Annotated in this window: 31 protein-coding genes; 9 read left to right on the top strand and 22 right to left on the bottom strand. The window is 38.2% G+C overall.

The window, feature by feature from the left end; translation table 11 throughout:
- Positions 1-3: 3 nt before the first annotated feature.
- Positions 4-234 carry a hypothetical protein gene (locus H6W52_RS10685; protein WP_028123620.1) on the bottom strand — a complete coding sequence of 77 codons (231 nt, stop codon included), beginning with the start codon at positions 232-234 and terminating at the stop codon, positions 4-6.
- Positions 235-510: 276 nt separating this feature from the next.
- On the opposite strand from H6W52_RS10685, the gene H6W52_RS10680 reads away from it, so the two are divergent.
- Positions 511-2,247: a helix-turn-helix domain-containing protein gene (locus H6W52_RS10680; protein ID WP_241277900.1), complete on the top strand. Its 1,737-nt coding sequence runs from the start codon at positions 511-513 to the stop codon at positions 2,245-2,247.
- A 17-nt stretch (positions 2,248-2,264) separates the two neighbouring features.
- On the opposite strand, the gene H6W52_RS10675 is transcribed toward H6W52_RS10680, so the two are convergent.
- The 7 genes from H6W52_RS10675 to H6W52_RS10645 all read right to left on the bottom strand — a co-directional run bounded on the left by H6W52_RS10675 (position 2,265) and on the right by H6W52_RS10645 (position 9,122).
- Complete coding sequence (locus H6W52_RS10675; RefSeq protein ID WP_116098523.1) at positions 2,265-3,440, bottom strand: hypothetical protein; 1,176 nt, start codon at positions 3,438-3,440, stop codon at positions 2,265-2,267.
- A gap of 406 nt (positions 3,441-3,846) precedes the next feature.
- The gene (locus H6W52_RS10670; RefSeq protein ID WP_157967247.1) at positions 3,847-4,788 is read right to left on the bottom strand and encodes a toprim domain-containing protein; all 942 of its coding nucleotides are present in this window, start codon (positions 4,786-4,788) and stop codon (positions 3,847-3,849) included.
- A 276-nt stretch (positions 4,789-5,064) separates the two neighbouring features.
- Positions 5,065-6,303, bottom strand: coding sequence for a primase-helicase family protein (locus H6W52_RS10665; RefSeq protein ID WP_116098521.1), 1,239 nt, complete (start codon positions 6,301-6,303; stop codon positions 5,065-5,067).
- Between the two features lie 30 nt (positions 6,304-6,333).
- A complete protein-coding gene (locus H6W52_RS10660; RefSeq protein WP_116098520.1) occupies positions 6,334-6,612 on the bottom strand; it encodes a helix-turn-helix domain-containing protein in 279 nt (92 codons plus the stop codon).
- Positions 6,613-6,691: 79 nt separating this feature from the next.
- On the bottom strand, positions 6,692-7,426 hold the full coding sequence (locus H6W52_RS10655; RefSeq protein ID WP_116098519.1) for a hypothetical protein: 735 nt from the start codon (positions 7,424-7,426) through the stop codon (positions 6,692-6,694).
- A 2-nt stretch (positions 7,427-7,428) separates the two neighbouring features.
- Positions 7,429-8,670 carry a tyrosine-type recombinase/integrase gene (locus H6W52_RS10650; protein WP_116098530.1) on the bottom strand — a complete coding sequence of 414 codons (1,242 nt, stop codon included), beginning with the start codon at positions 8,668-8,670 and terminating at the stop codon, positions 7,429-7,431.
- Between the two features lie 194 nt (positions 8,671-8,864).
- On the bottom strand, positions 8,865-9,122 hold the full coding sequence (locus tag H6W52_RS10645) for a hypothetical protein (RefSeq protein ID WP_116098518.1): 258 nt from the start codon (positions 9,120-9,122) through the stop codon (positions 8,865-8,867).
- Positions 9,123-9,479: 357 nt separating this feature from the next.
- On the opposite strand from H6W52_RS10645, the gene H6W52_RS10640 reads away from it, so the two are divergent.
- The 8 genes from H6W52_RS10640 to H6W52_RS10605 all read left to right on the top strand — a co-directional run bounded on the left by H6W52_RS10640 (position 9,480) and on the right by H6W52_RS10605 (position 15,058).
- Positions 9,480-10,730 (top strand): site-specific integrase, encoded by a 1,251-nt coding sequence (locus H6W52_RS10640; protein ID WP_185216708.1) that lies wholly within the window; start codon positions 9,480-9,482, stop codon positions 10,728-10,730.
- A gap of 426 nt (positions 10,731-11,156) precedes the next feature.
- Positions 11,157-12,230: a DUF932 domain-containing protein gene (locus tag H6W52_RS10635; protein ID WP_159745159.1), complete on the top strand. Its 1,074-nt coding sequence runs from the start codon at positions 11,157-11,159 to the stop codon at positions 12,228-12,230.
- 52 nt (positions 12,231-12,282) lie between these two features.
- On the top strand, positions 12,283-12,690 hold the full coding sequence (locus H6W52_RS10630) for a hypothetical protein (RefSeq protein WP_159745157.1): 408 nt from the start codon (positions 12,283-12,285) through the stop codon (positions 12,688-12,690).
- Between the two features lie 2 nt (positions 12,691-12,692).
- Entirely contained in the window at positions 12,693-13,187 is a 495-nt protein-coding gene (locus H6W52_RS10625) for a hypothetical protein (protein ID WP_159745155.1), read from the top strand.
- A gap of 4 nt (positions 13,188-13,191) precedes the next feature.
- Entirely contained in the window at positions 13,192-13,629 is a 438-nt protein-coding gene (locus H6W52_RS10620) for a hypothetical protein (protein ID WP_159745153.1), read from the top strand.
- A 2-nt stretch (positions 13,630-13,631) separates the two neighbouring features.
- Positions 13,632-14,294, top strand: coding sequence for a hypothetical protein (locus H6W52_RS10615; RefSeq protein ID WP_159745151.1), 663 nt, complete (start codon positions 13,632-13,634; stop codon positions 14,292-14,294).
- A 25-nt stretch (positions 14,295-14,319) separates the two neighbouring features.
- Positions 14,320-14,652, top strand: a complete 333-nt coding sequence (locus H6W52_RS10610; RefSeq protein ID WP_185216706.1) for a penicillin-binding protein — start codon at positions 14,320-14,322, stop codon at positions 14,650-14,652.
- Between the two features lie 235 nt (positions 14,653-14,887).
- Positions 14,888-15,058 carry a hypothetical protein gene (locus H6W52_RS10605; protein WP_185216704.1) on the top strand — a complete coding sequence of 57 codons (171 nt, stop codon included), beginning with the start codon at positions 14,888-14,890 and terminating at the stop codon, positions 15,056-15,058.
- Positions 15,059-15,063: 5 nt separating this feature from the next.
- On the opposite strand, the gene H6W52_RS10600 is transcribed toward H6W52_RS10605, so the two are convergent.
- The 14 genes from H6W52_RS10600 to H6W52_RS10535 form a co-directional block, all read right to left on the bottom strand.
- Entirely contained in the window at positions 15,064-15,501 is a 438-nt protein-coding gene (locus tag H6W52_RS10600) for a response regulator transcription factor (RefSeq protein ID WP_185216702.1), read from the bottom strand.
- Complete coding sequence (locus tag H6W52_RS10595) at positions 15,498-15,764, bottom strand: hypothetical protein (RefSeq protein ID WP_185216700.1); 267 nt, start codon at positions 15,762-15,764, stop codon at positions 15,498-15,500. Before H6W52_RS10595 ends, H6W52_RS10600 begins: the two co-directional genes overlap by 4 nt.
- A 280-nt stretch (positions 15,765-16,044) precedes the next feature.
- Complete coding sequence (locus H6W52_RS10590) at positions 16,045-16,338, bottom strand: helix-turn-helix domain-containing protein (protein WP_185216710.1); 294 nt, start codon at positions 16,336-16,338, stop codon at positions 16,045-16,047.
- A complete protein-coding gene (locus tag H6W52_RS10585) occupies positions 16,319-16,630 on the bottom strand; it encodes a helix-turn-helix domain-containing protein (protein WP_185216698.1) in 312 nt (103 codons plus the stop codon). The genes H6W52_RS10590 and H6W52_RS10585 overlap by 20 nt, the downstream gene beginning before the upstream one ends.
- 172 nt (positions 16,631-16,802) lie before the next feature.
- On the bottom strand, positions 16,803-17,078 hold the full coding sequence (locus H6W52_RS10580; RefSeq protein ID WP_185216696.1) for a molybdenum ABC transporter permease: 276 nt from the start codon (positions 17,076-17,078) through the stop codon (positions 16,803-16,805).
- A gap of 174 nt (positions 17,079-17,252) precedes the next feature.
- Positions 17,253-17,702, bottom strand: coding sequence for a DUF3872 domain-containing protein (locus tag H6W52_RS10575; protein ID WP_185216694.1), 450 nt, complete (start codon positions 17,700-17,702; stop codon positions 17,253-17,255).
- 12 nt (positions 17,703-17,714) lie between these two features.
- Positions 17,715-18,275, bottom strand: a complete 561-nt coding sequence (locus H6W52_RS10570; RefSeq protein WP_185216692.1) for a conjugal transfer protein TraO — start codon at positions 18,273-18,275, stop codon at positions 17,715-17,717.
- Positions 18,276-18,295: 20 nt separating this feature from the next.
- On the bottom strand, positions 18,296-19,195 hold the full coding sequence (traN, locus tag H6W52_RS10565) for a conjugative transposon protein TraN (protein WP_185216690.1): 900 nt from the start codon (positions 19,193-19,195) through the stop codon (positions 18,296-18,298).
- Positions 19,196-19,219: 24 nt separating this feature from the next.
- Complete coding sequence (gene traM / locus H6W52_RS10560; RefSeq protein ID WP_185216688.1) at positions 19,220-20,560, bottom strand: conjugative transposon protein TraM; 1,341 nt, start codon at positions 20,558-20,560, stop codon at positions 19,220-19,222.
- A gap of 5 nt (positions 20,561-20,565) precedes the next feature.
- Positions 20,566-20,832 (bottom strand): nitrogen regulatory IIA protein, encoded by a 267-nt coding sequence (locus H6W52_RS10555; protein ID WP_228457564.1) that lies wholly within the window; start codon positions 20,830-20,832, stop codon positions 20,566-20,568.
- A 19-nt stretch (positions 20,833-20,851) separates the two neighbouring features.
- Positions 20,852-21,280: a hypothetical protein gene (locus tag H6W52_RS10550; protein ID WP_185216685.1), complete on the bottom strand. Its 429-nt coding sequence runs from the start codon at positions 21,278-21,280 to the stop codon at positions 20,852-20,854.
- Between the two features lie 10 nt (positions 21,281-21,290).
- Positions 21,291-21,914 (bottom strand): conjugative transposon protein TraK, encoded by a 624-nt coding sequence (gene traK, locus H6W52_RS10545; protein ID WP_185216683.1) that lies wholly within the window; start codon positions 21,912-21,914, stop codon positions 21,291-21,293.
- 20 nt (positions 21,915-21,934) lie between these two features.
- Positions 21,935-22,930 carry a conjugative transposon protein TraJ gene (gene traJ, locus H6W52_RS10540; protein WP_185216681.1) on the bottom strand — a complete coding sequence of 332 codons (996 nt, stop codon included), beginning with the start codon at positions 22,928-22,930 and terminating at the stop codon, positions 21,935-21,937.
- A gap of 2 nt (positions 22,931-22,932) precedes the next feature.
- Positions 22,933-23,565, bottom strand: a complete 633-nt coding sequence (locus H6W52_RS10535; RefSeq protein WP_185216679.1) for a DUF4141 domain-containing protein — start codon at positions 23,563-23,565, stop codon at positions 22,933-22,935.
- Between the last annotated feature and the right edge of the window lie 5 nt (positions 23,566-23,570).

Genomic DNA, 23,570 nt, shown 5'->3' with positions numbered 1-23,570 from the left:
CCATTACCACTTGATTCCATCATTCTTCGGAGGTGGGTCGCTTTCTTGTGCCTCTAACGAACTAGATTCATTGGAACTGTTTGAATTAATCCCTACAGAATCTTTTTTTACTTTTGCAGATATTGACTGATTTTGTATTTCATCAGGAGTTGTTGTTAATTCTTCTGCTTCTCTACAGCTGATTACTGAAACAAATACAGCAACTGCTGATACCCAAGAGATAAACTTTTTCATAATATTATTGTTTTTGAAGTTTATCCCGGCGCCGGGAGATTTATTGGTTGAATTCTTTTGCTAAATTATTTGTGTAAAATGGGGTTTCCTAAAAAAGCAGGTCTTGAAATGGAAATTGACAGATAACGACGTCATAAAAAAGAAATTAGGACAAGTATTTGATTGACAACTAATGATTTAAATTTTATTTATATGAATTATAAATAATTTGCAATGAATGAATTTTGGGCTGTTTTGTTTAAATTTGTACTTATAAACTAATAATTTTTGATAAAAGTGTTATATAGAAAAATACTTTTTTGTTTTCTTTACCTATCTTTGTTTTTTTCTTTCGGAAAAATACAAGGTCAACAGAGTTTTGAGGATATCCGAAGTACCTATGATAAAAAGGAAGAAAATGATATAACTGCCTTAAAAGACATCAACCTCTATCTTCAAAAAGCAAAACTCGAAAATAATTTAGTTGAACAAATAGAAGGATATAGAGATGCTGCTTTTTACTCTAAAGATAAGAGCCTAAAAATAAAATATGCGGATAGTGCCATCGTTACTGCGCATAAAACAGATGATAAAGAACTTATTTCTACGGTTTACCTGCTGAAAGGAAGTTTGTACTATTTCTATTATAAAAATTACCAATCTGCCCTAGTAGAATATTTAAAAGCCTATCAATATTCTAAAGACAGCAAGGATGATTATCTTAAATATAAGATTATCTATCAAATGGGGTTAGTGAAAAGCTATCTGGGATATTACGATGAAGGCATTGAACACTTTAAGGAATGCATTTCTTATTTTGAGCCCAAATCAAAAGAAAAATTAGAGCCTGGCGCAATACGCAATGTGGAAAGAGGTTACCTTAATAGCTTACACCAAATGGCTGTATGCTACAGAAATATAAAAGACTACAAGAGAGCTGATTCAATTATTAATGCAGGACTTCGTTTTTCAAAAATTAATGAATTTCCTTCTGAAAAAGCTTATCTAACAAAATGTAAAGGAATTTCGGAATATCACTATAAAAATTATAATTCCTCCATTAAACTTCTACAAAAAAGCTTGCCAATTCTCAATAAAGATGATGATTTCTATTGGTCTTCTGTCTCAGATTTCTACATAGGAAAGAGCTATTTAGGATTGGGAAAAGAAGATTTGGCAATAAAACAATTTGAGAAAGTAGATTCTATTTTTCAGAAAAGACAATTTATTGTTCCTGAACTTCTTGAAAATTATAATTTTCTAATAAAGTATTACCAAAATAAAAAGAATTCAGAAAAAGAACTGGAATATTCAAAAAAACTTCTGAAAGCGGATAGCATTCTTAACAGAGATTTTAAATTTTTGTCTGAAAAAATCCATAAAGACTACGATAAAGAAATCTTAGAAGAATCGAAAACTAGATTAGAAGCTCGTAATAAATGGGGATTTGGTACAATAGCAATACTTATTACAGTATTACTTATAGTTGCTTTATTAGCTTGGAAATTTTATAAAAATGGAAAACAGATAAAATTAAAATATCTCGAACTAGAAGATAAGCTAAAACAGCAAAATAAGCCTTCTTCATTACCATATGAAAGTATTTCCAACTATGGAAAATCTGTATTAAGTGAAGATGTATTTATTGATTTACAAAATAAATTAAAAGAATTTGAGGCAGGTGATAGTTTTAAAGAAAACGGTTTAACAATTGATAAACTGGCAAATACTTTAGGTAGTAATAAATCTTATCTTTCCCAGTATATTAATGATGTCAAAGGAATGAATTTCAGCAAATATATTTCTACGCTTCGTATCGATTATATTACCAAATTAATGTATGAAGACACACATTATCTGCAATTAAAAGTTCAAGGATTGGCTGATGAATGTGGAATAGGTTCCCGACAAAATTTCTCTGATCTTTTCCAAGAAATAAATGGTATCCGCCCTACAGATTTCATAAAGCAAAGGAAAAAAGAATTGGAAGAGCCGGGACATAATTCAGTTTCAGGAACTTTATCTGAATCCTAAAACTGTAAATAGCCTGATTAGCGCCTTAATCTATTTTGGTTATTTTTCACCTTATCAATATCTTCAGATAGACTTTTTAAATTTTGTCGCTGTTCTTCAAACCTCATTAATGTAAAAAAGTGAGTCGTATTATTAGCATCCTTAAAAATCTCTTCAAAAGCAGAAAAAGGAATATTATTTTCCTTTGAAATTCTTTCACAAATCTTTACGATTTCATCAGAAATTTTAAAATCTTTAGATTTTAATCGGTCATAAAAAGACACTTTCAAACGTTCATTCCTGATGGTTTTCTCAATCACATTGACTACAGAATCCAGATATTTTTTCTTTTCAGCTGCAAAAACGTTCGGATTGGTCAGTAGTGTGGCGTTTTTGATTCCAGCTATCTTGATTTCCTTTCTCAAACCTTCATTCTTCAGTATGAGTTCTGAAATTTGTTTTGCCTGAAATTCCAGCTCTGTTTTGTTTTTAAGAAGTTTAATACTGTTGGCTTTGAGTGCTTTTTTGAAGTTTTCAATGGTTTTATCCGTTTTGATTCTTTGAAAGCCTAAGAAATCAGGCTCTTTCACAAGGAACTTTTCAGATTCTTTGGACTCAATGGCTGCTATTATTTCAGTTTCTCTTTCTTCCAGAATTCTTAGATCTTCTTCTTTCATTTTAATTTTATAGTCAATAGCTTCGAGTCTTGCCTGAGATCCTGACCTTCCCCTTTCCATTCCCAAAGATTCAGCTGCAATGTCCTGCATTTTGGAATAATGAAAAGATTGATGTTTTAAGGTTTTCCCTGTTTTCAAATCCTGCCAGTCTGCAACCAAATGGGCGTGGTAGTTCGGTTTCCATTCTTTGGTATCTTTGTCATAATGTCCTTCATCTTTGTGAATCGCAATCTGGAAAATTCGTATTTTCAATTCTTCTTCCAACCGCTTTGATAAATTATGCAAGTCCTGCATGGTTGTATTTTCTTTAATTACCACAACGGCTTCTCTTATTGGCATTGCATTCTTTTGAAGTTTACGGCCGGATTTTTCCTTGCAGTAGGCTTCAATCTTTTGCAGCCGATCTGCTATCTTTTGCTCCTGCCAATATTCATTGTTTGGTGTTAAATCCTTACGGATATAATCAAAAGATTTCTTCCTGAAGTTATGGATTTCAGAATCGGATTTTGCTGCCTTGAAATTAATAGAAGTCTTCATATCAACATGGATTTGTGTTTTTGAATTTTTATGCTTTTACATCAATGTATTTTTGTAGAATTATATAATGCGATACTTATTGAAACCTGTAGTTTATTTACTCACCTCTGTGAGCAACCTGTAGTACATTGATACAGGTTTTGGAAGAACCTGTATTAAAGACATACATGTTTTTGATTTAGTTGTAGTATTCCAATACAGGTCAAAGAATTAACTGAGTTTAGAAGTGGGTTTTAGAAATATTGATGTAATTTCAATCGGATTTTATTTCCATCTGTACCAATTTTACCTAGTTTAAAGCCTCGCAGAGCGAAGAAGCAACTTTGTTGGGAGAGTATCGACCTTCAAAGTTGCGAATGAGCTCCTAACTTCTGCGGGTAGTTGGTAAAAATATGCGCACGCACCATCAGCGTTTCCTTTGGTAAATCGGATTGGTTTTTTGCTCTTCTTCGTGAATAATTTTTTGTTCCCGTTGATGGTTTTGTTCCTCTTTCTCAGTTTGAATTCCGTGTTGCAGATACTCGTTCAAATCTTTGTGTTTCTCATAAATACTGGAAAAATCTCTTGCGATCGGAAAACTTTTTAGAATTTCATCCCGACATTTTTCACCAGCTTTATCATTATCCAAAAACAAATTGATTTCTGAGTAATTTTTCAACTGTTCTTTTGTGGTATTTAATAAGGCAATGGAATTCATTACTAAAATATCTCCGGTATAGAGCCGCTTCATTTCAACAAAAGACAGAGCATCGGTGAATCCTTCAAAAACCACTACATTTCTCTTTTTCAATGAGGGATTGTCATTGCTAAGATTGATGACTGAAATATCCTTTTTCAGAAGAGAACCTTTATAAAACGAATTTCGCAGTTCCCAACCTCCGGAACGGTTTTCAAACCCAATGGCATAAAGCTTTTTTCCCTCCAGTCTGAAATGTACTTCCTTAACCAACGGATAAATGATTTGCGAAAGCCCTCTGCTATGGAGATACGTTTTCAGGTTTTCATTTTGGAGTTCCTTGATTTCTTCGATTTCATAATTATGCTGAGCTTTCTTTTCTAATTTGTTTTGCGGTTGAAAAGAAGAAAAATTCTGCTTTTCTGCCCATTCCAGAACTTTTTTTACGGAAGCATTCAGATATTTTTGCATAAAATCGGTGTTGTTACCGCCAATTCCTTCTGAAAAAAGATACCAGAGATTTAGTTTTTTATCGAGTTTAAAAGAGGCCTGGGATTCGCAGGCAAAAGGGTTGAGATACCAGGCTTCTTTTTCATTTTGTTTCGTGGGAAGGTGTCCGAGAGAAAGGAGGACTTCTTCCAACGAGATGCTATTAAATTGTTTGCAGTTCATTGTGTTATTTTTTAATATTTTTAATCGTTTTATGTGTAAATGCAAGGTTTGATTTTGCATTCACACGGTCGGATTTGTTTTTGTGAAATTTTTGATGAATTGATGAGAAAATAATGTATTGTATTGATATTGTTTCACTTAAATCCTCATCAAACGCTCATCATCTCATCAAAATTCAAATTTTCTTCTCATCAGTCTCTCATCAAAAATCAACGTTTAAAATTTTGATGAGGCTTTTGATGAGATACAAGTATTTGATTTTCTTGTCATTATCGATTAATTCATCATTTCATCAAATTTTTGGAGGATAAAATCCCTTTTTAGGGTAAAAAATCGTCCGATTTTATTTTGCTGACAGAAGGTTCCACTGTAGTCAATATCATATCTGATGTATGCCAGAGAATTTTTCTGGGGTTCAAGTTTCCAGATTTCTTTCATAAGTTTTCGTATGTCGTTCACCGTCCAGTAATGATTTCGGAACATTTTGCCGAGCATATTGAACAGGTCTTGCGGTACGAACTGTATTTCCTGATCTTCCGTACTTTCAAAAAATTCATACAAAAGTTCAATGATCCGGGATTCCAATTTGTTATTGTTCTTCCACACGAGCTTTTGAAGTGCTTTAGTTCTGATTTCAGAATTCGTGAACCACATTCTCGTTTGCTTCTGACTGAAAAAGGGTCTCTGCATCAGGAATCTCAGGAAGTAAGGGATTTCACGAATCAGATTTTTTAAAAAATCGGTATTCTCGGTTTTAATGGATTTGACTTTGATAATCCAAAAGCGTATTTCGTTTTTATCAATTTGGATAAAGTTGTCTTCATTATTGGAACAGAGAATGAATTTCCCGAAAAACTCAACTTCCTCACGGTCTTTTCCTTTAGCTTCTTTCTTATCCTTATCCGTGGTGGAAAGGTATTTTAGTCGTTCTGTAATTTCTTTCTTGTCAAAGAATACTTCATCAATCGCAACAATGAGCATCGAAGTCCAATCCGAATTGAACTGGCTGCTGAAGGAATCACCTTTGATGTAAGTCATATTGAGTCCGAAAATGGATTTCAGCCATTTGATAAATGTGGATTTTCCTGTAGAACGCTCTTTGCTTACCAAACATAAAATCGGAAGCATTTGGGTTGGTTTCTCAAGCAATATTTTGATATAATCTAAGCCTAACTCCAACTGTTCCCCAAAAATATGTTGCATAAACTGAAGAGAGAATGGAATTTTTTCTTTCAAGACATCAGTACTTAGATTTACCTCTGCCGGCTGGTGGGGAATTTCGTTGTACATATTGTAAAATGTCTCAATAATTTTCCGATATTCCAAATGAGAAGGAATACAGCAAAATCCATCGTACTTGGGAATGGAGGAGACATAAGTTTTCCCGTGGTCACTTATAATCGTTTCACGATTCCAGCGAACCAATATCGAAATTTTGTCACCAGAGATTTGCGGTTTTTCAATGATTTTATAGTAAGTTGTGCCTACTCGTAAATAAGGTGCTTTGTCGGTCATTTTTTCACATTTTAAATTAAAACTATCCGCTTATCTTTTGTATTTAAGCGATTTGACGTCGTTTAAAGCATTCATCAAATCCAAATGGTTGATTCTGTAAAATCTTCCTATTTGTTCGGATTTGATGTTGCCTTTTAAAATGTGTGAGCGGACGGTTTGATAATCGAGTTTTAGAATATCGGAACATTCTTTTATGGAATAGAATTTCCTCTTTAATTCGATTTCCGGTTCTTTTTTGAGAGAATGGAGCAAGTCTTTTACTTCTCCTAATTCGTCCAGAATGGTTTGGAATGGATTGGCTGTCTGCATAATTTGTGATATTTAATTTGCAGACAAAAGTGAAAAGTTTGAATAAATAATTATGCAATTCTACTCAATTGCGTAAAATTTAATACTTAAAGTCAAATATTTTTGATAATTCCTTATAGATATTTTCCTCAAAATCACTGGGTTTTATTGTAATGGCTCTTGAAAATGTTCCCTTATCAAAATTGGTATTGTATTCATTTTCCATTGCTTCAATAATGGTAGTATCCTGAAAATCCGGGTTAATAATATGGTGGTCTTTCAAAAAACGGTGAATTCTTATAAATGAAGATTTTTGGTCAACAAGAAGATTGTTATTCTTGTCGATAAATTTTTTGTCTTGTAAAAAATTAATGAAAATTTTTGATGAATCTTCACCAATTACAATATCGGACAATCGGATTCCTCTTCTCACTTTTTTACCTAATACAAAATACAGATATAGGGTATTTTCTGCACCATTCAGAAAATTTCCCTGAAGTATCATCATATTACTTGAATTAAAATGTTTGGAAGATTCTTTTCTGTATTGTATCAAACAATATTTGAGCTTATCCTCAAAGTTGTGGCTTCTGGATTTATCTATTTCTTTGAAATGAAAACTGAAAAAATTATCCAGATTATCATATTCTATAAGAAATTCATTTTTATTCTTTTCCGTTAGTGTAACTTGTTCGGCTTTCTGTCTTGCTTTTTCAATTCTTTCAGACAGCATTTTTTGAATTTTATCTCCTTTAAACCAATAATAAAGCATCATTGGATAACCTACAATTTCTTCCCAAAAATACCAGCGCCCGTATAGTTTCTTTTTGTCCATAATTATTTGAAAACTTCGTTCATATAATTCACTTTATCCTCTTCGCTTGGTCTGTAATAAGCATTAAAGACCTCCAAACTCGTGTGTCCTGTATAAGACATAATAACTTTGTCTGGAACTTTGTTGTTTTTCATTATGGTGATAAAACTGCGTCGGGCAGTATGAGACGAAATTCTTTCCCAAAATTCTGATTTTTTTTCAATCAATTCATCACCATACTTCATTGTTTTCTTTATTTCTTCATCAAATTCAAGTTCTTTAAAAACCTCCTTTATATACTTGTTCATTTTCTGATTGCTTAAAGAAGGGAGATTGTATTCGTATTTTTCCAAAATTGCTTTGGAAATGCTGTTTAATGGAATTGAAAGGTTTTTAGATTTGCTCTTTAAATCTATTACCCTAATGAAATCATTTTGAATATCATCTTTTGAAATCCGGTTATAATTTCCAAAACGCATTCCGGTCGTACAACCGAAAACGAACAAATCCCTGACTTTTTCCAACTTCTTATTCTTGCTGAAATCGTGATTGTATATGGCTTCAACCTGCTCCATATTCAAGGCTATTTCATCAGTTCTGAATTTTGGCGGTTTTTTGAAATTAATAAAGTCATTATTGTATGTGTATTTCTTACTCAAAGCCCAATATAAAAACGTTTTCAGCAAACCAACGTCCCTATGTATGGTATTCGCAGAATGGTCTTTAATCTCTACGCAATATTTCAAAAATTTATTATAAACCTTTTCATTGAAATTGCCCAAAGTAATTTTTATCTTCTCATAATTCTGAAATTCTTCCAACAAATTTTTATTGTATTCATATCTGGTTTTCGTAGATTTCGAAATACCTTTTCCCGTGTAGTCATTGTATTTTTCATCAATAAACTCATCATATTGTCTGAAAAAATCGTCTTTAATTTTTATTTTCTTGAACTCTTCGTCAAATCGAGTTCTCACGATATTTATATTCAGTTCCTCGTTCATATTTTTGTAACGATTAACCAGTTCCGCAAACAATGAACTATAACGGTCTAATTGCTTCTTTATGCTCCGATGATTTTCCGCTCTTTTTGTTCTGCCGTTCAAATCGTTGGGCAATCTGTTATGAAAATCCCACTCTTCCGGCTTAATTTTTTCCCCTGTTGAATAAATGAAGTTCTTTTTTTCACGGTCAAAGTATGAGCGAAAATAAATAAGAGTTTCCTTTGTTGATTTAGGTTCTTTCAGTTTAAAGGTGAAATTCATAGGTGCTAAATTAGGTGCTAATACTTCTATATTTAGATATAAAAAAAACATATATTCACTAATGCAAATATATGTAAAATATTGATTATAAGTAATTTTATATATAAATAGTGATGATAGAAATAATAAGGTTCATTTCCCTTCCTCTCTGCAATATAAAAGCCTATGTAAAGATTAACATAGGCTTATTTTTTTTAGAAAATATTCAGTTTACCAGCAACGCACTCAACAAACTCTTTTCTAGGTTTATTTCCCGGAATCGTCCGACAGCATGAGGAGATTGCTTCTCTTATCCTTAATTCTGAAATCTCAGGATGTTGTTTTCTAATTTTACGAACTAAATAATCTACTTCCCATGATTCTGTACAGGCAAAAAAATTAGCATCTCCTTTTTTCTTTTTACGGTCATCATAATCTGACCAATCATCTTCTAAAATTGTTCTTTTGGACATAATTTAATATTTATTTGGTTAATCATAACAAATGTATTCATGATTTATAAATTTCATTTACGGTAAACCACATTGTAATTCTAATTTTTTTTTATAAAAAAGATTAGTAAAAAGCAAAAATAAGCAAAATGGTTAAAACCGTTGCTATACAAGGCTTTATAAAAGTTGTAGTCTAAGTTCGGAAGTCGGTGTCTGATAAGTTTTGGGCTTAAAATGACAAGGTTAGGTTACTAATTCGTTACCGATTAACAAAGGTAACAGCATAGCTTAACCGATTATATTTCAGTCTTTTGCACCCCTTTCTACGTTTCCTTGTAACTCAATGTAATTTAATTTTAAACGTTAAACATTTGAGTTATGGAGCAGACAAAAAAATCGACGTTCAAACTGCTTTTCTATTTGAAAAAGAACGAACTGAAAAAGAACGGTAATGCACCAATTATGGCACGTATTACCATTGACGGAACGCCTAAAACTTTCGGAACAAAGTTAGAAATAAACCCCAATAATTGGGATTTAAAGTACGGAAGAGTTGAGGGCAAGAGTGCCCAGGCATTGAGCATTAATAAAAAACTGGATAACATTCGTGGACGTATCGACAAGATTTACGAAGATATGCTGAAACACGAGGGTTTTGCCACCGCCCAAAAAGTAAAGCTATCGTTTTTGGGTGTAGGAGTAATGGATGATGCAATCCTAAAAGTCTTTAACGACCAAAATGAGGATTTTAAAAAATTGGTTGAAAAGGAAGAACGCTCACAAAGCACCTACAACAAGTATATCACAGTTTATAATCATCTTACCACATTTATAAAGGAACGCTATCATCGTGATGATATGGCTTTTCGGGAATTGACTTCCGACTTTATTCGTGAGTTTGATTTTTATCTCCGGTACGATTTACAGTCTTCGCATAATACGGTTTGGGTTTATACGATGCCTGTATTAGCCCTTGCAGAATTGGCTATTAAAAAAGGTTTGATACGTGATAATCCTTTTCAGGATTACGAAATCAATATGGAAGAAACCGACCGGGGTTATATTCTGAAAGAGGATGTAGAAAAGTTGATGATGTGTGTACCACCACACCCACGTTACGAACTTGTAAAAGACCTTTTTATTTTCAGTTGCTTTACCGGACTTGCTTACGCTGATATTAAAAAACTGACAAGGAACAATATTCAATCTTTCTTTGACGGTCATCAATGGATTATCAGCAGAAGAAAGAAATCAGATATTGCTTCCAATGTTCGGTTATTGGAAATCCCCAAACGTATCATTGAGAAATATCAGGGTACTACAAGGAATGAATTTATATTTCCTATTCCGACCAATGCGACTTGCAATACACACATAGGCAAACTAATTGAAAAAGCCGAAATTATTACGGAACAAAAAGTAACTTTTCATACGGCAAGGCACACTTTCGGGACTATGTTTTTGACCGAGGGCGTACCGCTTGAAAGCCTTAGCAAAATGATGGGGCATAAAAATATATCGACCACACAGATTTATGCTAAAATCACAAGCCAAAAAATCAGTAAGGATATGGATTTGGTTACGCCAAAATTCAGGGCAATGGAAGAAGCATTTTTGGCGGCTATATAATTAGCTTTCATTTTTAATCACAATGAGCAGAACTTAACGGTTCTGCTTTTTTTATGCACTTACTTTTCCTTTACTCCACTTTCTGTTACAGGCTATCATAGCCTGCCCAATAATGCCATAAAAATTAGAACAGAATATTTCCACAATCAACCGGTAAAAAGGCAGCTAAGTTATAGCGGGCAGCCACCCCACACGCCCACCAATAAAAAAAGTGAATGAACGGTTTCCCCCTAAAGGAACCCCCATTAAATCATTTTTTTCTTGGTTTTCGCTGTTGCCCGCTTGGATTATCTGCTTTCTTTTTTCCGGTTTTTCTTTTGGAAAAAATTATGCGAAGCGAAGCGGAGCAGACCACAACGGAAGCGGGAAACGAGAAAAGCGAGTGAGTATTTAAACATTTTTTTCAAACATCAAAATTTTAGCATTATGGCACACAACATCAATTTCAACGAGCAAACAGGACGTCATTCATTCTTTAGCGTTCAGCAAAAAGCGTGGCACGGTTTGGGGCAAATCGTAGAGCAGTACCCAACAAGCGAGGAAGCAATAGTACACGCAGGTTTAGATTATGAGGTTATCAAGTCCCCACTGTTTACACAGGGCAGAACAATGAGCATCGGCGATAGCGGAGAGCTGATTGAAGCTAACGACATTTTAGTACCTAACAGTTTCGCCACGCTTCGCACCGATACCAATATCCCACTGGGCGTAGTAGGTAAAGACTACCATATCGTACAAAACCGTGAGGCGTTTAACTTCTTTGATGCTATTGTCGGCGGAGGCGAGGGAATACTGTACGAAACCGCAGGAGCATTGGGCAACGGGGAACGCATTTTTATCACTGCCAAGCTGCCCGACTATATCCGAGTAGGTAACGGCGACGACGTTACAGAAAAGTACATTTTCTTGACAACAAGCCACGACGGTAGCGGAAGTATTACCGCAGCGTTTACCCCTATCCGTATCGTATGCCAAAACACCCTTAACGCTTCATTGCGGAGTATGACCAATGTAGTGCGTATCAAACACACATCAGGGGCAAAACAACGCCTTGAAAACGCCCACAAGGTTATGGGGCTTGCCAACACCCTAAGCAACCAGTTAGAGAACATTTTTAACGACTGGGCTAAAGTAAGGGTAACAGACCGTGAAGTAAGAAAGCTAATCCAGTTGGCACTTTGCCCGAACAAGGAAACGCTTAACCTACTCAAAAAAGGTGCTGAAGATGAAGTTTCCACCGTGTTCAAAAACACCGTAGATGATGCCTTTGAATACGCTATGATAAGCGACACCCAACAAATGGAAACCACCAAAGGCACATTGTTCGGGGCTTACAATGCTGTTACGGGTTATTTTCAGAATGTACGCAATTACAGGGATGGCGAAGCAAAACTACAATCTATTGTAATGGGCGGTACAGCACAGCTAAAGACACAAAAAGCCTTTGAACTGTGTACCGACTTTGCCTATTCAGGAGCAGAGATTTTCAACTTCAATTAAATCATCAAAGGCGACTGCCTGCAAAGGTGGTCGCCTACTAAAAACAAAAGATATGAAAGCATTACATAAAATGGATAATCTGGACAAGGCGGGCTTACTGTGCAAACTGTTTCCCGAAGAACTGGAGAACCTGCAAAACGCAATAGAAAAACAATGCGGGTACTTCCTTGAAAATGAAACTGCCTTCCGTGAGGGATGGTATCAAAAAGGATTTTTTACCGCTGAATTTTGGTACAGGCTTGTGCAGAATGCAAAAAACGGTATAAACAAAAATGAACCGCTTTGGAAACGTCCGCACTGGTTTACTGACCATTTTTTCGACGGACATCACTCAATATTCGCTATCCACTGCCTTGTTGAATACGCAGACGAAGAGCAATGCAACCCACAATTAAAACAGGCTATACACCTGCTATTCGGGAGCGACAAATTTTTACAAATAACCTTAAACGATAAATAATTATGGCTAACTGGTGCAACAATACGGTTGTTTTCGAGGGAACAGACGAAGCAATCGAACAGATAACACAGCTATTCAAATCTATGGCTGACAAAGAGCAGAAAGAAGATTGCGGGCAATTGCCCGATTTCGTACAGGACACGCACGGAGATTATTTCTACAATATCAGCCAGGACAATGAAAGTACGGGCGTATTCCAGTATGAAACAAAATGGTCGCCTAATACGGAGGTCGTTAAGCAGATAGCAGAACATTTTAAAGTTGCCTTTACACACGAGTATGAGGAATTGGGATGCTTAGTATATGGCAAGGCAACATTTGAGGACGGTACACTAACGGAAACCTGCTTAGATAGTCAGGATTTTGAAAGCTATGAATTAGACGAGGAAACCGACATCTACCATTTTGAGGGTAAGGAGTATGACAGCGAATGGGAAATACTCGAAACCTTGTTAGAGCGTAAAATCGAAAATCAGTTAAACAGCATTAAAATTTAAGACAATGAAACTATCAGATAAAACAACAGCACATATTTTGGTTAAAGCCAACACCAACAGCGAGTGGGATAATTGTGAGTTTGCAATTATCCACCTATCCGAAGAATGGAAAAAAGAACAGGTAAAACGGCTTGCACTCGTTAAGCCGTTAGAGGGCAATCATTATTTCTGTTCGATGAACTACTATGATACGGCAGTAGATTTTTACAGGACAGGCGAAGATGATAACCCGAACATTGAAGAACTGCTTAACGGCAAAGAATGGGTATTTGTAGAGCTTGACGAGCAAGAGCAGGAAACGTTTACCGTACCTGAAAACCGACTGGATTGTTACAGGCTTGTATTGCGGGCAAACGGTACAGGCTACTATACAGCATACGGCAAGCACACGAGCGAGGAATTTTGGACAGAAGAATTTTTACTAACCAAGTTAATAGCATAGTTATGAAAAGTATATCATTAAATCTATTCAGCATAGACGAATTAAGCCAAGAAGCACAGGGGCAGGCATTTGAAAGATACAGACATTTTAACGTAGAAGACACTCACTGGTTTGAGGGCGAGTACGAAGACTTTACAGCCATTTGTAAAACCATTGGGATTATGATAGACAAAGACAGTATTTTCTTTAGTGGCTTTTGGTCGCAGGGCAACGGCAGCACCTTTAAATCTACCATAGACGAAGTAAAGTTTATCAAAGGCATCAAATCGGAAGCGTGGAAAGAATACGCCCCGACACTGGAATTGTACTTTAATGATTGCCCTTGCGATGAACGGGTAATACGATTAATCAAAAAAGGGTTTATAGAATGCAGTTGGAGCACAGAAACCCCAAACAGGGGTTACTGGCTTGAAACGTGGACGGATTATCATTACATACCGAGCAGGGACACCTTGCAGCCGAATATCGACTATGAATTAGAAAAGTTAGACAAATGGTTAAGGGGTTGCCTCAATCGGCTGAATAGCTATTTATACAAATCACTGGAAAGACAGTACGAATTTGAAACAAGCGACAAAAGTTTAAAGGAAGTCTTTGAAGCAAACGAGTACCTTTTTACGGAAGATGGAAAAATGGCAAATAACCTTTTAGACTTAGCTATTTAGTAACCACTATTTAAAATTTTAAACAATGACACGTTCAAATCTTCATATCAAATTGAGCAACGGCATATCCCTGATATGCGTTGCAGACAGCAGCAGCGCACCCGAACAGGGCTATATCGTTGAAAGGCTTTTTTTGCCCTTGTTATCCCTTGATAACAGTGAGCAGGAACTCGAAATGCTGAAAGAGCATTGCACAATGGATGAAAGGCGGGCAAATGCAGACTACCGCTATACCATAGACCTTACCACCAAAGAAGTAAAGTTTTTTGAAGAGCATTACAGCTATACAAAAGACACTTTCAGGAAAGGCAAGGATATAACGGAACGTTACGACGAGTATTTAAAAACCATAAGCTAAAATAACAGTCGCCCGACCTGAAAAATCGGGCGGCAAAAAGACAGATCCTCCCGATGGTCGGCGCAGTCTTTTTGCATTCAATCGGTGCAATCCCATTGACAAAATGTGCCGCCACACAAGCCCCTTTCCTTACATTTTCATCAAAGAGATTGCGACATTATTGCGTGGGATATTCGTTATCCCATTTGTTATATTTGGAATATTATTAATTTTACGTTCAACCAACAGCAAAGCGATGGAAGACGATATTTTAAAGCTCCAGGAACTACTGAAGCGGGCATACGAAAAACTGGCAGATTGCGATGATACTTTTGCAGGTAGTGATAGTTGGAAATCAGAAGAGCAGCAAAAGCTGTTAAACGACATTGCCGATGCCTTATCCATTGAGGAAAAAGACCGCCTTTAATAAAATTAATTTTTGTAATAGTCCTGTGCAATTTCGGAAACACCTGCACTAAAGTATTGCCCACCGTTATAAATAACTTCCACCGCCTTTTTTAATTCGTCAGGGTCGGCTCCTTTAAGGACGTAACCGTTAGCACCGTTTTCAAGCATTTTTATAACGTCCTTTTCATCATCATTGACACTGAATGCCAGTATCTTTAATTGAGGGTACATTTCCAGTAATCTTTTTGTGGTTTCAAAACCATTCATAACAGGCATACTCACATCAACGATGCAGAGGTCAGGAAGATATGCACAGAGCGCAATTTTGTCGATAGCAGACTTTCCGTTTTCCGCTTCAAATAATACTTCAAATCCGTAGCCTGTCAGAAAATCACAAATGCCCTTTCTTAGCAGGTCGTGGTCATCTATAAATGCTATCTTAATTGTTGGTTCTTTGCTCATTTTCTTCTTTTAATAAGTTTAAAAAATCCGGGTTTAGATAAATTAACCCTTTTATACACGTGAGGTATGCCATCATTAACGGCAATATCCCTAACATTAAAACGGCAAAGCCATTCTTTAAAGTGTGCTATTTCTTTAGGTTTGAAACGTACAATTTCCCCATTTATGAGAGATATAATAAAGACATCTATGCAGAGAGAGAAAGCTGATAGTTGCGACGCAGGGAGGTCAAAATCTGGGTAAAAGTTGTCTTTGCTTTCCATAATCTTAATGTTTATTAAGTTAGTGGAACCTGCAAAAAAATAAGGCGCAGGCAACCACACTTACTGGCATTAAGGCACTGGTACGCCTGACCCCCAAATAAGCGAGCGCCCACGCCTATAACGTGAGCGTTCTTACTTATCTGTTCCGGGGTTTTAAAAATTACCAGTTTCTAATGCGGAACTTAAAGCAAAAACACTTTAAGTATTTTCTATATTTTCTACAAACAAAGATACTAAACTCATTCCTTTTTGATAGCATATATGACAAAAAAGGTTACAGTCAATGTGTTTTCTGTGAGTTGTAGTTCTGCTCCAGTATAGTCAGAATATCGCTTTCCTTGTAAATAATCTTACCGCCTATCTGTATATACGGCAGTATATTGTCATCCCGGTATTGCTGTAAAGTCCGCTTGCTGATATGGAGCAGCTTGCACACATCTTCCCCTGATAGGTATATTTCCCCGTTCATTACAGGGCGATAGTTTTTCAATATGCTTTCAATACGGTTTTTTAGCTGCGCAATCATTTCCTTATGGGCGATGATTTCCTCATTGTCATTCGTGAATAAATCCATTTTCAACAGTATTGTACGGCTGTCCGGCTTCGAGCAAAGCCTGTACATCCGAGCGTTTATAATAATTCTTGCGGTTCAGTTTGGAATAAGGCAGCAAGCCTTTGTCCTTATAGGTCTGCAAAGTCCGTTTAGTAATGTTCATCATCAGGCACACTTCCTGGTTATCGAGCCATTGCTCTTCTTTAAAAATAGGCGTGTATTTCTGTGTGGCATTTTCGGTCAGTTCCAAAAGTGCCTTTAGTTCATTTTTCATTCCGTCGAAAGCGGATTTTTGTATTGCGATAACTTCCATCGTTTGCTCAATTTTGCTGTGGAAGTCGAATTTATAAAGGCTTAATGCAGGGGTGGAGAATGTTGCAGGGTTTGGCTTTGAGAGGCAGTGTTTGGCGGGTTACTATCTCTATAAAACAAAAAAATCGGATAACCTTTTGGGCTATTCGATTTGCTTTAAATCTGTATTGTAATTATCTGCGTTGGGCAGGTTGTTCGGTATTTACCGTTGGCTTATCCTTTTTCTCACGGGAGTAAACCCATAGCGATAACAGCCCGAAAATAATCAGTGCGTAAGCTACCCATTTACCAACCCTTTCGATAAATTTAATCAAGACTGAACTTTCGTAAGAGGAAAAGCCCTCTGCTCCCATAGGGCTGCGCCTGTAAAATTTTCTTCTGTTAATCCAGTAACGAAGTCCCAAGCCTGCAACCAAAAATATTATCCCTATAACTAATGATGAAACCATATCCTCACATTTTTAATTCGCAAGTATAAATTTAAGAAATATTGATGAACCCCTAAAATGCAAGTAAGCCAATACGCCATAAATAGAAAACGACTTACCATTGAGATAAGCCGCTTTCATCGTTTATGGAAATAATAAGTTTTTCAGTGTACGTCGCAATGTATAAAATATTGCTTAATCACTACTGTTAAACTGAAAACTTATTTGCTTTTCATTCCCAAAGCTGTCTGAAATCCAAACATCAAAAGATTGCGATACGGCAGAAGTTGATGTATAGTACAGCCTGAATTGCTCCGTTGGCAATTGGTACAGGTCATTGGGCTGATACGGCGGTTCATCGTAATACCGCAAAGTGCCTTGCCCGTCAAACTGGAAATAGCGGAGGAAATACTGCGTGTTGCTGTAATTCCCTGTACGCTGTATGGTAATGCGTATTTCTACGGTCTGCCCGTTGGCAACGTCTTTAGGCACTGGCATTACAATGACCTCGAAAGGAAAATCATTCTGTATTTCGAGTTCATCATCTTTGCTGCAAGATACCAACGTAACCGAAGCTGTGAGGATTGTCAGGAATACATATAATGGCAGTAATCCCGTTCTGAATTTATTGAATATTGCTATCATCGTTTTTACGTTTTAAAAGTTAAACCTTAATCCCAAACCTGCCGACGGTCGGAACTGCTGTAAGTCTGTACCCCAAAGGACTTTTGTACGCCCTTGCAGCACGAGTACAAAACGGTCGGACAGATACGTTTCAAAAGTGAGGCGACCACCTGCACCGTAAATAAAATTATCTTCGCTCAGTATCTTCGCTCCGTCGTACAACATTGCTTCGCCCCGGTTGATGGTTTCGTAACCGACCACACCAGTTATCCCAAAATTCAGCGTGATATTTTTTCGGGCATCGCCCAACAAAAAGAAGCTGTAACCGCCCTCTGCGGAATAGGTTTCCTGCGGTATGCGGAGGTCTTTGTAGTCGTGGTACTGGTGCGTGTATTCTAACGCCCAAAGCTGATAATTGCCGTTTTTACCGTTTACAGTCATTGCTGCGCTGATGTAATAATCGTTACCGATTTTATCATCTGATAATACACCCGCACTTATTTCCAGTCCTTTCTGCTTTGGCAGCATTCTTTGTGCCTGTGCAGCCGTAATGCCTATCAGGACGAGCATCACGGTATAGATATACTTTTTCATATTATTGCTTTAAAAGGTTACTAAAATTTCAGGTGCATATCGTCAATCAAACGGGCTTTGATTAAATCAGAATTTTCCACCTGAAGAGTTTGATGTCTGCCGCCATTCTTCTCGAAAATCTCAATCAGCAGTACCTTATCATCGGCAATGGTAAACTGGTCTAAAAGGAACACATTTTGTTCGGTCGATTTTCCGGCAATACCGTCCAATGGCTTGTAAGTGCGCAACGGTGTTAGCGGTCGTTCCTGGACTACGGTACGTTTGGCAACTTTCTTATCCACTACTTTAAAATTGATGAAATCAATCTCGAAAGGCACATTGGTTTTGTTCCTTAATTCCGTATGGAAATAGTATTTTCCGTTGTGTATGTAAATCCCTTTCAGGATAAACTGAATACCAAAACTCTTAGCCCCGATATGCTTTACAATACGCTTATCTTTTTTGTAAATGGTTTCCAATAGCAAGCCTGCCAGTGAGGGCGAGTTATTACCCAGTTCCTCAAAAAGCACATCGTTACCATTGGTTCTGTCCACTGCCTTTTGCATCGTGAGCAGGTCGTAGCTCATTGCTTCCGGGTAGGAACTGTAATACACGTTAAAGCTGTAAAAACGCCCGTCGTTGGTAATCACAGAAAAATTGGTTTCCGGTTCAAAATCCCTTACGGATGCTTTCACACGCAGCACGTTTTCCGCATCTTCCGCTTTCCCTGCAATCAGGTATTCGCTGCCCAAATCCACATAACGAATGGCGGTCGGGAAAATCAGGTGCGACGTTTTATCGTAGGTAACTTCCATACGGTACGGTTCTATCTTGCCCAATGCAAGCGGAGTTTTGATAGTTACACTGTCCTGTGCAAAAGATTGTACGGCAAAGCCGAGTATCAGGGCAATAGCCCAAAAGGTTTTTAAATGATTTTTCATTGTTCTATTTATTTGAGTTCAACATTATTTTTTAGATACCAAAAAGACCTGATACCCCGCTTTCAGCGTAACCTTCGGGGTTCTTACCTTTTTGGCGAAGTAGCCCGAAATGCCCTGTACCACGCCACGACTTAAATCAGCAGCAACCTGTTGTCCGGCATTTTGCGTGAGCATTACACTGGTTCCACCTGTTTGGCTCATATTACCCGCCATTTCGGTAAGGGCGTTCATTTCGGGCGAATAAGGGACGTTCAAACCTTGCTGCCCGTCCAAATCATAAGTTGTAATATCCACCGGGATGATATTGCCGTCCAGTTCTATCGAGGTAACTTTTAGCTGCAATCTGCCGTTTTGAAATTTGGCATTAGCTGTTACAATAGTTCCTTTCGGGATGGTACGTTGTGGCGTTTGGGCAGCTTCCAACAGTCGCAGCCTTACACCCATTTCGCCCACTACCGTTTGTGCTTCGTGTACACAGGCTTTGATACTGTTTTTAGGTTGCATTACCTGTTCAGTAGCACCTGCGGTATAGAAGCCACGATTTTTAGCTTGGCTCCAATCGGCTGCAAAGGCACTGTCAGACGGTTCACGGTATAAAGCTGATACGGTATTTTTTCTTGTTGGCGTGAACGATACAAAATGCTCTTTTTGGTTAGCACCCGCAGCCCCCGTAGCTGTGCCGTTAGCAGGTGCAGCATTTCCGTTGTTGGCATTTTGCGGAAGATATTTTGCTGCCATTTCGTAGGATTTCTCCATTAGCTTCAGTTGGTCGTCAACCGTGGCCACAGGTGGCACGTCTTTTTCCGCCAACTTCGCTTTCATTTCGTCCACTTGCCTGCGGAGTTCCATTGTTTCCGAATTGTTATCCTGATAGAATGAACCCAGTGTGCTTTGCATATTGCGGTAGCTGCTTAATGCAGGATTGCCGTTTCTTCCTGAATTTCTGCCACCACCGCCTAAGCCAGTGCTTTCTTCATCTTCAGGAAGCTGCTCATCGGTTGGCTCTTGCTTATCTTCCGTATTCCAATAGTCAGAAAGCGTAGCCAGGGCATTGCGTTTTTCCTGCTCTTTTTGTTCAAGCATTTCCTGCTCATACGCCTTGCCTTTATCGGCAGGCATTCCTGCTCCGGTAGCCTGCGGTACAGCATCGTTCAGCCCGATGTTTTCGATTGCCTTTTTATCTTCGGACGGTTTAAATATGAGGTACATACAACCCACGAATACAATCGCCATTAAGCCAAAGATTAAAGGCTTTTTGAGCTTTTCCTTGTTATTCTGTGTGCCGTTTTGCAGCACATCAGCGGTTTCTTTCGGGCTTCCCTCGGTTACCCGAACAACCGATTTTTTGTTCTCATTTTCTTTCATAAATCCTATTTTTTAAATGTTGATACTGTGTCCTGCGGGATTGCAGGACTTCCATTCTTTTTAAGGATAGGGTTCTCGATATGCCTGATATTGATAGTATCATTGGGCTTTCCCGTATCGTACACTACTTTGCCGATAACCCCTGCCGTCAGCAAGAGATAACCCACAAAAAAGTACAGCGTATATTGGTGCTGCTTACGCACTGGCAATGCCTGCCAACGCTCGTCGAGCTTATCAAAATACCTATCCATATTTGCTCTTAATTTTTTCATAGCCTTACTATTTCTAATGTTATAGCTTGAAACGTTTAGGGCTATTTCCTGCCTTTTGCTTTGGCTCATCATTGACCAACGCTACCGCTTCCACTGCTTTGGGTGCGGATATTACAGACAGGTTTGCCAGTTCCGATTTTTTGAGCAACTGCCCGAAACGGTCTTTCTTTGCCACTTCCATTTTGTTGAGCGAAAATTTCCCGTTCAGGTATTGTACCCACATACTGCATTCTACACGTGGCTTGTCTTCTCCCGACCATTGCAGGTAGCCCGTCAGCAATAAGTCTTGCTTAGGTAAACTGTCTGCACCTTTTTGGCAGCTTTCGAGGTAATCGGTAATGCTGTCTTTCAATTTTCCCGCATACGCTCCCTGCGTATGGAAATAGCCGTTATATCCTTTGTCAGTAAGGATTTTTGCGAACGTGTTTAAATCTGATAATGCTTCCATAAGATTGTTTTTAGCGTTCGATGACTTCGATATCCCTGTTTTCCACGACTGCAAATTTTTCAATATTGAAGCCCTGCGGGTTGTTATCGGAACGAACGGAGTTGACGAGATAGCAGGAGGTAATCAGGTTACGCCTGGTTACATTGCTTGACCGGATAATGAACTGTTTGGCATAGGTGCGCACGGCATAAGGATAGTTGTCGAAGTTGCAAACGACACTATCAACCTCAACACGCTGCTGTACGTTACCCGAAATAATCCTGCTGTAATAGCCCTTTTCCGATAAATCCTTGTAATAATCGAAAGCACTTTTGTCCGCAAGGTTAAATGCCCTGCTCATATTGCTTTCAATAGCGTTCTTATCAGGCGCAAGCGTGAAGAAAAGCTCGTGAAAACGTCTGACGTGTTCCCTTGCTTCTACGGGACGGTTGATGCTCGCATCCTGCGATAAGGCAAGCATCAGGGATTTGCCATTATCCAGTACATAGATTTTTTGGCGTTGTTCTTCTGCAAAGCGGTAGGAACGCCATACGGCATATCCTACCACGCCAATGCAGAGAACCGCAAACACAATGGCATACAAACGTATCTGCCTAAAGCTGTTTTCGATATTTCTTAGCGTTTTAAATTCCATTTTTTAGAATGATTAATTGTTTATTTATTCATCAGTTTACCGCCGATGTTGCCAACTGTTGAACCTGCACCTGCCCCGGCAATGTTTCCGGCTTTCATTGCAGTTTGGTTTACATTGCGGGTAAAGTTTCCTGCGCCCCCGGCTTGGATTACCCAACCTGTTACTGTCGGAATTGTGAAGTATCCGATAATGCCGATAATCATAAAAATGATGTACACCGTATTGCTTGTATCAGGTATATAGGTAGGGTCGGCAAGCATCTGTATATCCCTTTCGAGTATGAGGGATTGTATGCGTGCGAGCATTGAACTAAACAAGTCCGAAACGGGCAGCCAGAGGTAAACGCTGACGTACCTCGTGAGCCATTGCGTAAGGGTGGACTGAAAGCCGTCCCACACGGAAATAGCAAAGGCTATTGGTCCGAGTATGGACAGCACTATCAGAAAAAACGTTCGTATGGTATCAATAACCAAAGCCGCAGCCTGAAATAGTATTTCCAAAAGATTGCGAAACCAGTCCTTTATTGCCTTTTCAATCTTGTAGGCTTGCCTGTCCATATACATTCCCGCCATTGTGCCAATGTCTGACGGCGACCAACCCAGTTCGTCCAGTTTTTTATCAAACTCTTCGTCTGATACCATATAGGCAGTTTCAGGATTTCTGACCATTGCCTCGTATTCCAGTTGGTCTTTCTGCTGTTGCAGCTTGTTCAGGTCAAGCACCTGGTCTTCGAGTATTTGGTGGGTTCCTACAACTACCGGGCTCAGTACCGCATTGATGGTTCCCAAAACGATGGTCGGAAAAAACATAATACATAGCCCCAAAGCGAACGGGCGCAGCAAAGGGAACATATCAATAGGTTCGGCACGGCTTAAAGCCTGCCAAACCTTTAATGCCACATAGAACAATGCTCCCAATCCTGCCAAACCCTTAGCTACTGCTGCCATATCGCCTGCAAGCGGCATCATATCATCATAAAGCGACCGCAGGAGTTCGTGAAGATTATCCCATTCCATTGTTACCAGTATTTTTGGTTAGCAGTTCCGTAGAGTTCAAGCACTCTTTGGGCATCGTTTTTCTTTTTCGCTCTTAGGTAGCTTACAGAAATGTTCTTGTTGGTGTAGTAGCGTACAAGGCTGTGGTAGTCCTTAACCTCTTTGTACACACGGTCAATTACATCCATACGCTCCTTGTCATTCAGCGAGAGGTTTGTAGCAGTTACAATCTGCTTCAACTCTTTCAGGAGTTCGGTACTTTCATTGAGCAGTGCCGAATACCCATTGCCGATTGCCACCAATTCCTGCGGTGTGAAATTTGGGTCGTTCATCATTTTGCCGAAATTCTGAACGTACATTTCGGACACATCGCCCACCAGTAGTACGGTTTGCTGCACCTTACGGGCATCTTTTACGAGATTACTCACAGCTTTCAGCTTGTCGTAATATTCTTTGCCCTGCTCGTACACTTTCTTCACTTCGTTGAAGTTTTTAACGACATTGCTCACAGTCGAAGAAGTCTGCACGATTTCGTTTGCAGAGTTGATAATCCCTGAAGCCAAATTAGCGGGGTCGGTTACAACCCACTGGGCTTTTGCTGACGGTGCTACGGCGAGCATCAGTGCCGTACACACCAGATACAATACTTTTTTCATTGTTC

Origin of the sequence: Chryseobacterium sp. C2(2020) (assembly GCF_014218915.1) — a bacterium.
Classification (GTDB): domain Bacteria; phylum Bacteroidota; class Bacteroidia; order Flavobacteriales; family Weeksellaceae; genus Chryseobacterium; species Chryseobacterium mucoviscidosis.
This window is presented reverse-complemented; position numbering and strand designations above follow the sequence as displayed.

What these genes read in the sequence shown, in the direction of transcription:
- H6W52_RS10685 (WP_028123620.1), bottom strand. Translation starts at nt 234, where the DNA reads ATGAAAAAGTTTATCTCTTGGGTATCAGCAGTTGCTGTATTTGTTTCA.
- H6W52_RS10675 (WP_116098523.1), bottom strand. Translation starts at nt 3,440, where the DNA reads ATGAAGACTTCTATTAATTTCAAGGCAGCAAAATCCGATTCTGAAATC.
- H6W52_RS10670 (WP_157967247.1), bottom strand. Translation starts at nt 4,788, where the DNA reads ATGAACTGCAAACAATTTAATAGCATCTCGTTGGAAGAAGTCCTCCTT.
- H6W52_RS10665 (WP_116098521.1), bottom strand. Translation starts at nt 6,303, where the DNA reads ATGACCGACAAAGCACCTTATTTACGAGTAGGCACAACTTACTATAAA.
- H6W52_RS10660 (WP_116098520.1), bottom strand. Translation starts at nt 6,612, where the DNA reads ATGCAGACAGCCAATCCATTCCAAACCATTCTGGACGAATTAGGAGAA.
- H6W52_RS10655 (WP_116098519.1), bottom strand. Translation starts at nt 7,426, where the DNA reads ATGGACAAAAAGAAACTATACGGGCGCTGGTATTTTTGGGAAGAAATT.
- H6W52_RS10650 (WP_116098530.1), bottom strand. Translation starts at nt 8,670, where the DNA reads ATGAATTTCACCTTTAAACTGAAAGAACCTAAATCAACAAAGGAAACT.
- H6W52_RS10645 (WP_116098518.1), bottom strand. Translation starts at nt 9,122, where the DNA reads ATGTCCAAAAGAACAATTTTAGAAGATGATTGGTCAGATTATGATGAC.
- H6W52_RS10640 (WP_185216708.1), top strand. Translation starts at nt 9,480, where the DNA reads ATGGAGCAGACAAAAAAATCGACGTTCAAACTGCTTTTCTATTTGAAA.
- H6W52_RS10635 (WP_159745159.1), top strand. Translation starts at nt 11,157, where the DNA reads ATGGCACACAACATCAATTTCAACGAGCAAACAGGACGTCATTCATTC.
- H6W52_RS10630 (WP_159745157.1), top strand. Translation starts at nt 12,283, where the DNA reads ATGAAAGCATTACATAAAATGGATAATCTGGACAAGGCGGGCTTACTG.
- H6W52_RS10625 (WP_159745155.1), top strand. Translation starts at nt 12,693, where the DNA reads ATGGCTAACTGGTGCAACAATACGGTTGTTTTCGAGGGAACAGACGAA.
- H6W52_RS10620 (WP_159745153.1), top strand. Translation starts at nt 13,192, where the DNA reads ATGAAACTATCAGATAAAACAACAGCACATATTTTGGTTAAAGCCAAC.
- H6W52_RS10615 (WP_159745151.1), top strand. Translation starts at nt 13,632, where the DNA reads ATGAAAAGTATATCATTAAATCTATTCAGCATAGACGAATTAAGCCAA.
- H6W52_RS10610 (WP_185216706.1), top strand. Translation starts at nt 14,320, where the DNA reads ATGACACGTTCAAATCTTCATATCAAATTGAGCAACGGCATATCCCTG.
- H6W52_RS10605 (WP_185216704.1), top strand. Translation starts at nt 14,888, where the DNA reads ATGGAAGACGATATTTTAAAGCTCCAGGAACTACTGAAGCGGGCATAC.
- H6W52_RS10600 (WP_185216702.1), bottom strand. Translation starts at nt 15,501, where the DNA reads ATGAGCAAAGAACCAACAATTAAGATAGCATTTATAGATGACCACGAC.
- H6W52_RS10595 (WP_185216700.1), bottom strand. Translation starts at nt 15,764, where the DNA reads ATGGAAAGCAAAGACAACTTTTACCCAGATTTTGACCTCCCTGCGTCG.
- H6W52_RS10590 (WP_185216710.1), bottom strand. Translation starts at nt 16,338, where the DNA reads ATGGATTTATTCACGAATGACAATGAGGAAATCATCGCCCATAAGGAA.
- H6W52_RS10585 (WP_185216698.1), bottom strand. Translation starts at nt 16,630, where the DNA reads ATGGAAGTTATCGCAATACAAAAATCCGCTTTCGACGGAATGAAAAAT.
- H6W52_RS10580 (WP_185216696.1), bottom strand. Translation starts at nt 17,078, where the DNA reads ATGGTTTCATCATTAGTTATAGGGATAATATTTTTGGTTGCAGGCTTG.
- H6W52_RS10575 (WP_185216694.1), bottom strand. Translation starts at nt 17,702, where the DNA reads ATGATAGCAATATTCAATAAATTCAGAACGGGATTACTGCCATTATAT.
- H6W52_RS10570 (WP_185216692.1), bottom strand. Translation starts at nt 18,275, where the DNA reads ATGAAAAAGTATATCTATACCGTGATGCTCGTCCTGATAGGCATTACG.
- traN (WP_185216690.1), bottom strand. Translation starts at nt 19,195, where the DNA reads ATGAAAAATCATTTAAAAACCTTTTGGGCTATTGCCCTGATACTCGGC.
- traM (WP_185216688.1), bottom strand. Translation starts at nt 20,560, where the DNA reads ATGAAAGAAAATGAGAACAAAAAATCGGTTGTTCGGGTAACCGAGGGA.
- H6W52_RS10555 (WP_228457564.1), bottom strand. Translation starts at nt 20,832, where the DNA reads ATGAAAAAATTAAGAGCAAATATGGATAGGTATTTTGATAAGCTCGAC.
- H6W52_RS10550 (WP_185216685.1), bottom strand. Translation starts at nt 21,280, where the DNA reads ATGGAAGCATTATCAGATTTAAACACGTTCGCAAAAATCCTTACTGAC.
- traK (WP_185216683.1), bottom strand. Translation starts at nt 21,914, where the DNA reads ATGGAATTTAAAACGCTAAGAAATATCGAAAACAGCTTTAGGCAGATA.
- traJ (WP_185216681.1), bottom strand. Translation starts at nt 22,930, where the DNA reads ATGGAATGGGATAATCTTCACGAACTCCTGCGGTCGCTTTATGATGAT.
- H6W52_RS10535 (WP_185216679.1), bottom strand. Translation starts at nt 23,565, where the DNA reads ATGAAAAAAGTATTGTATCTGGTGTGTACGGCACTGATGCTCGCCGTA.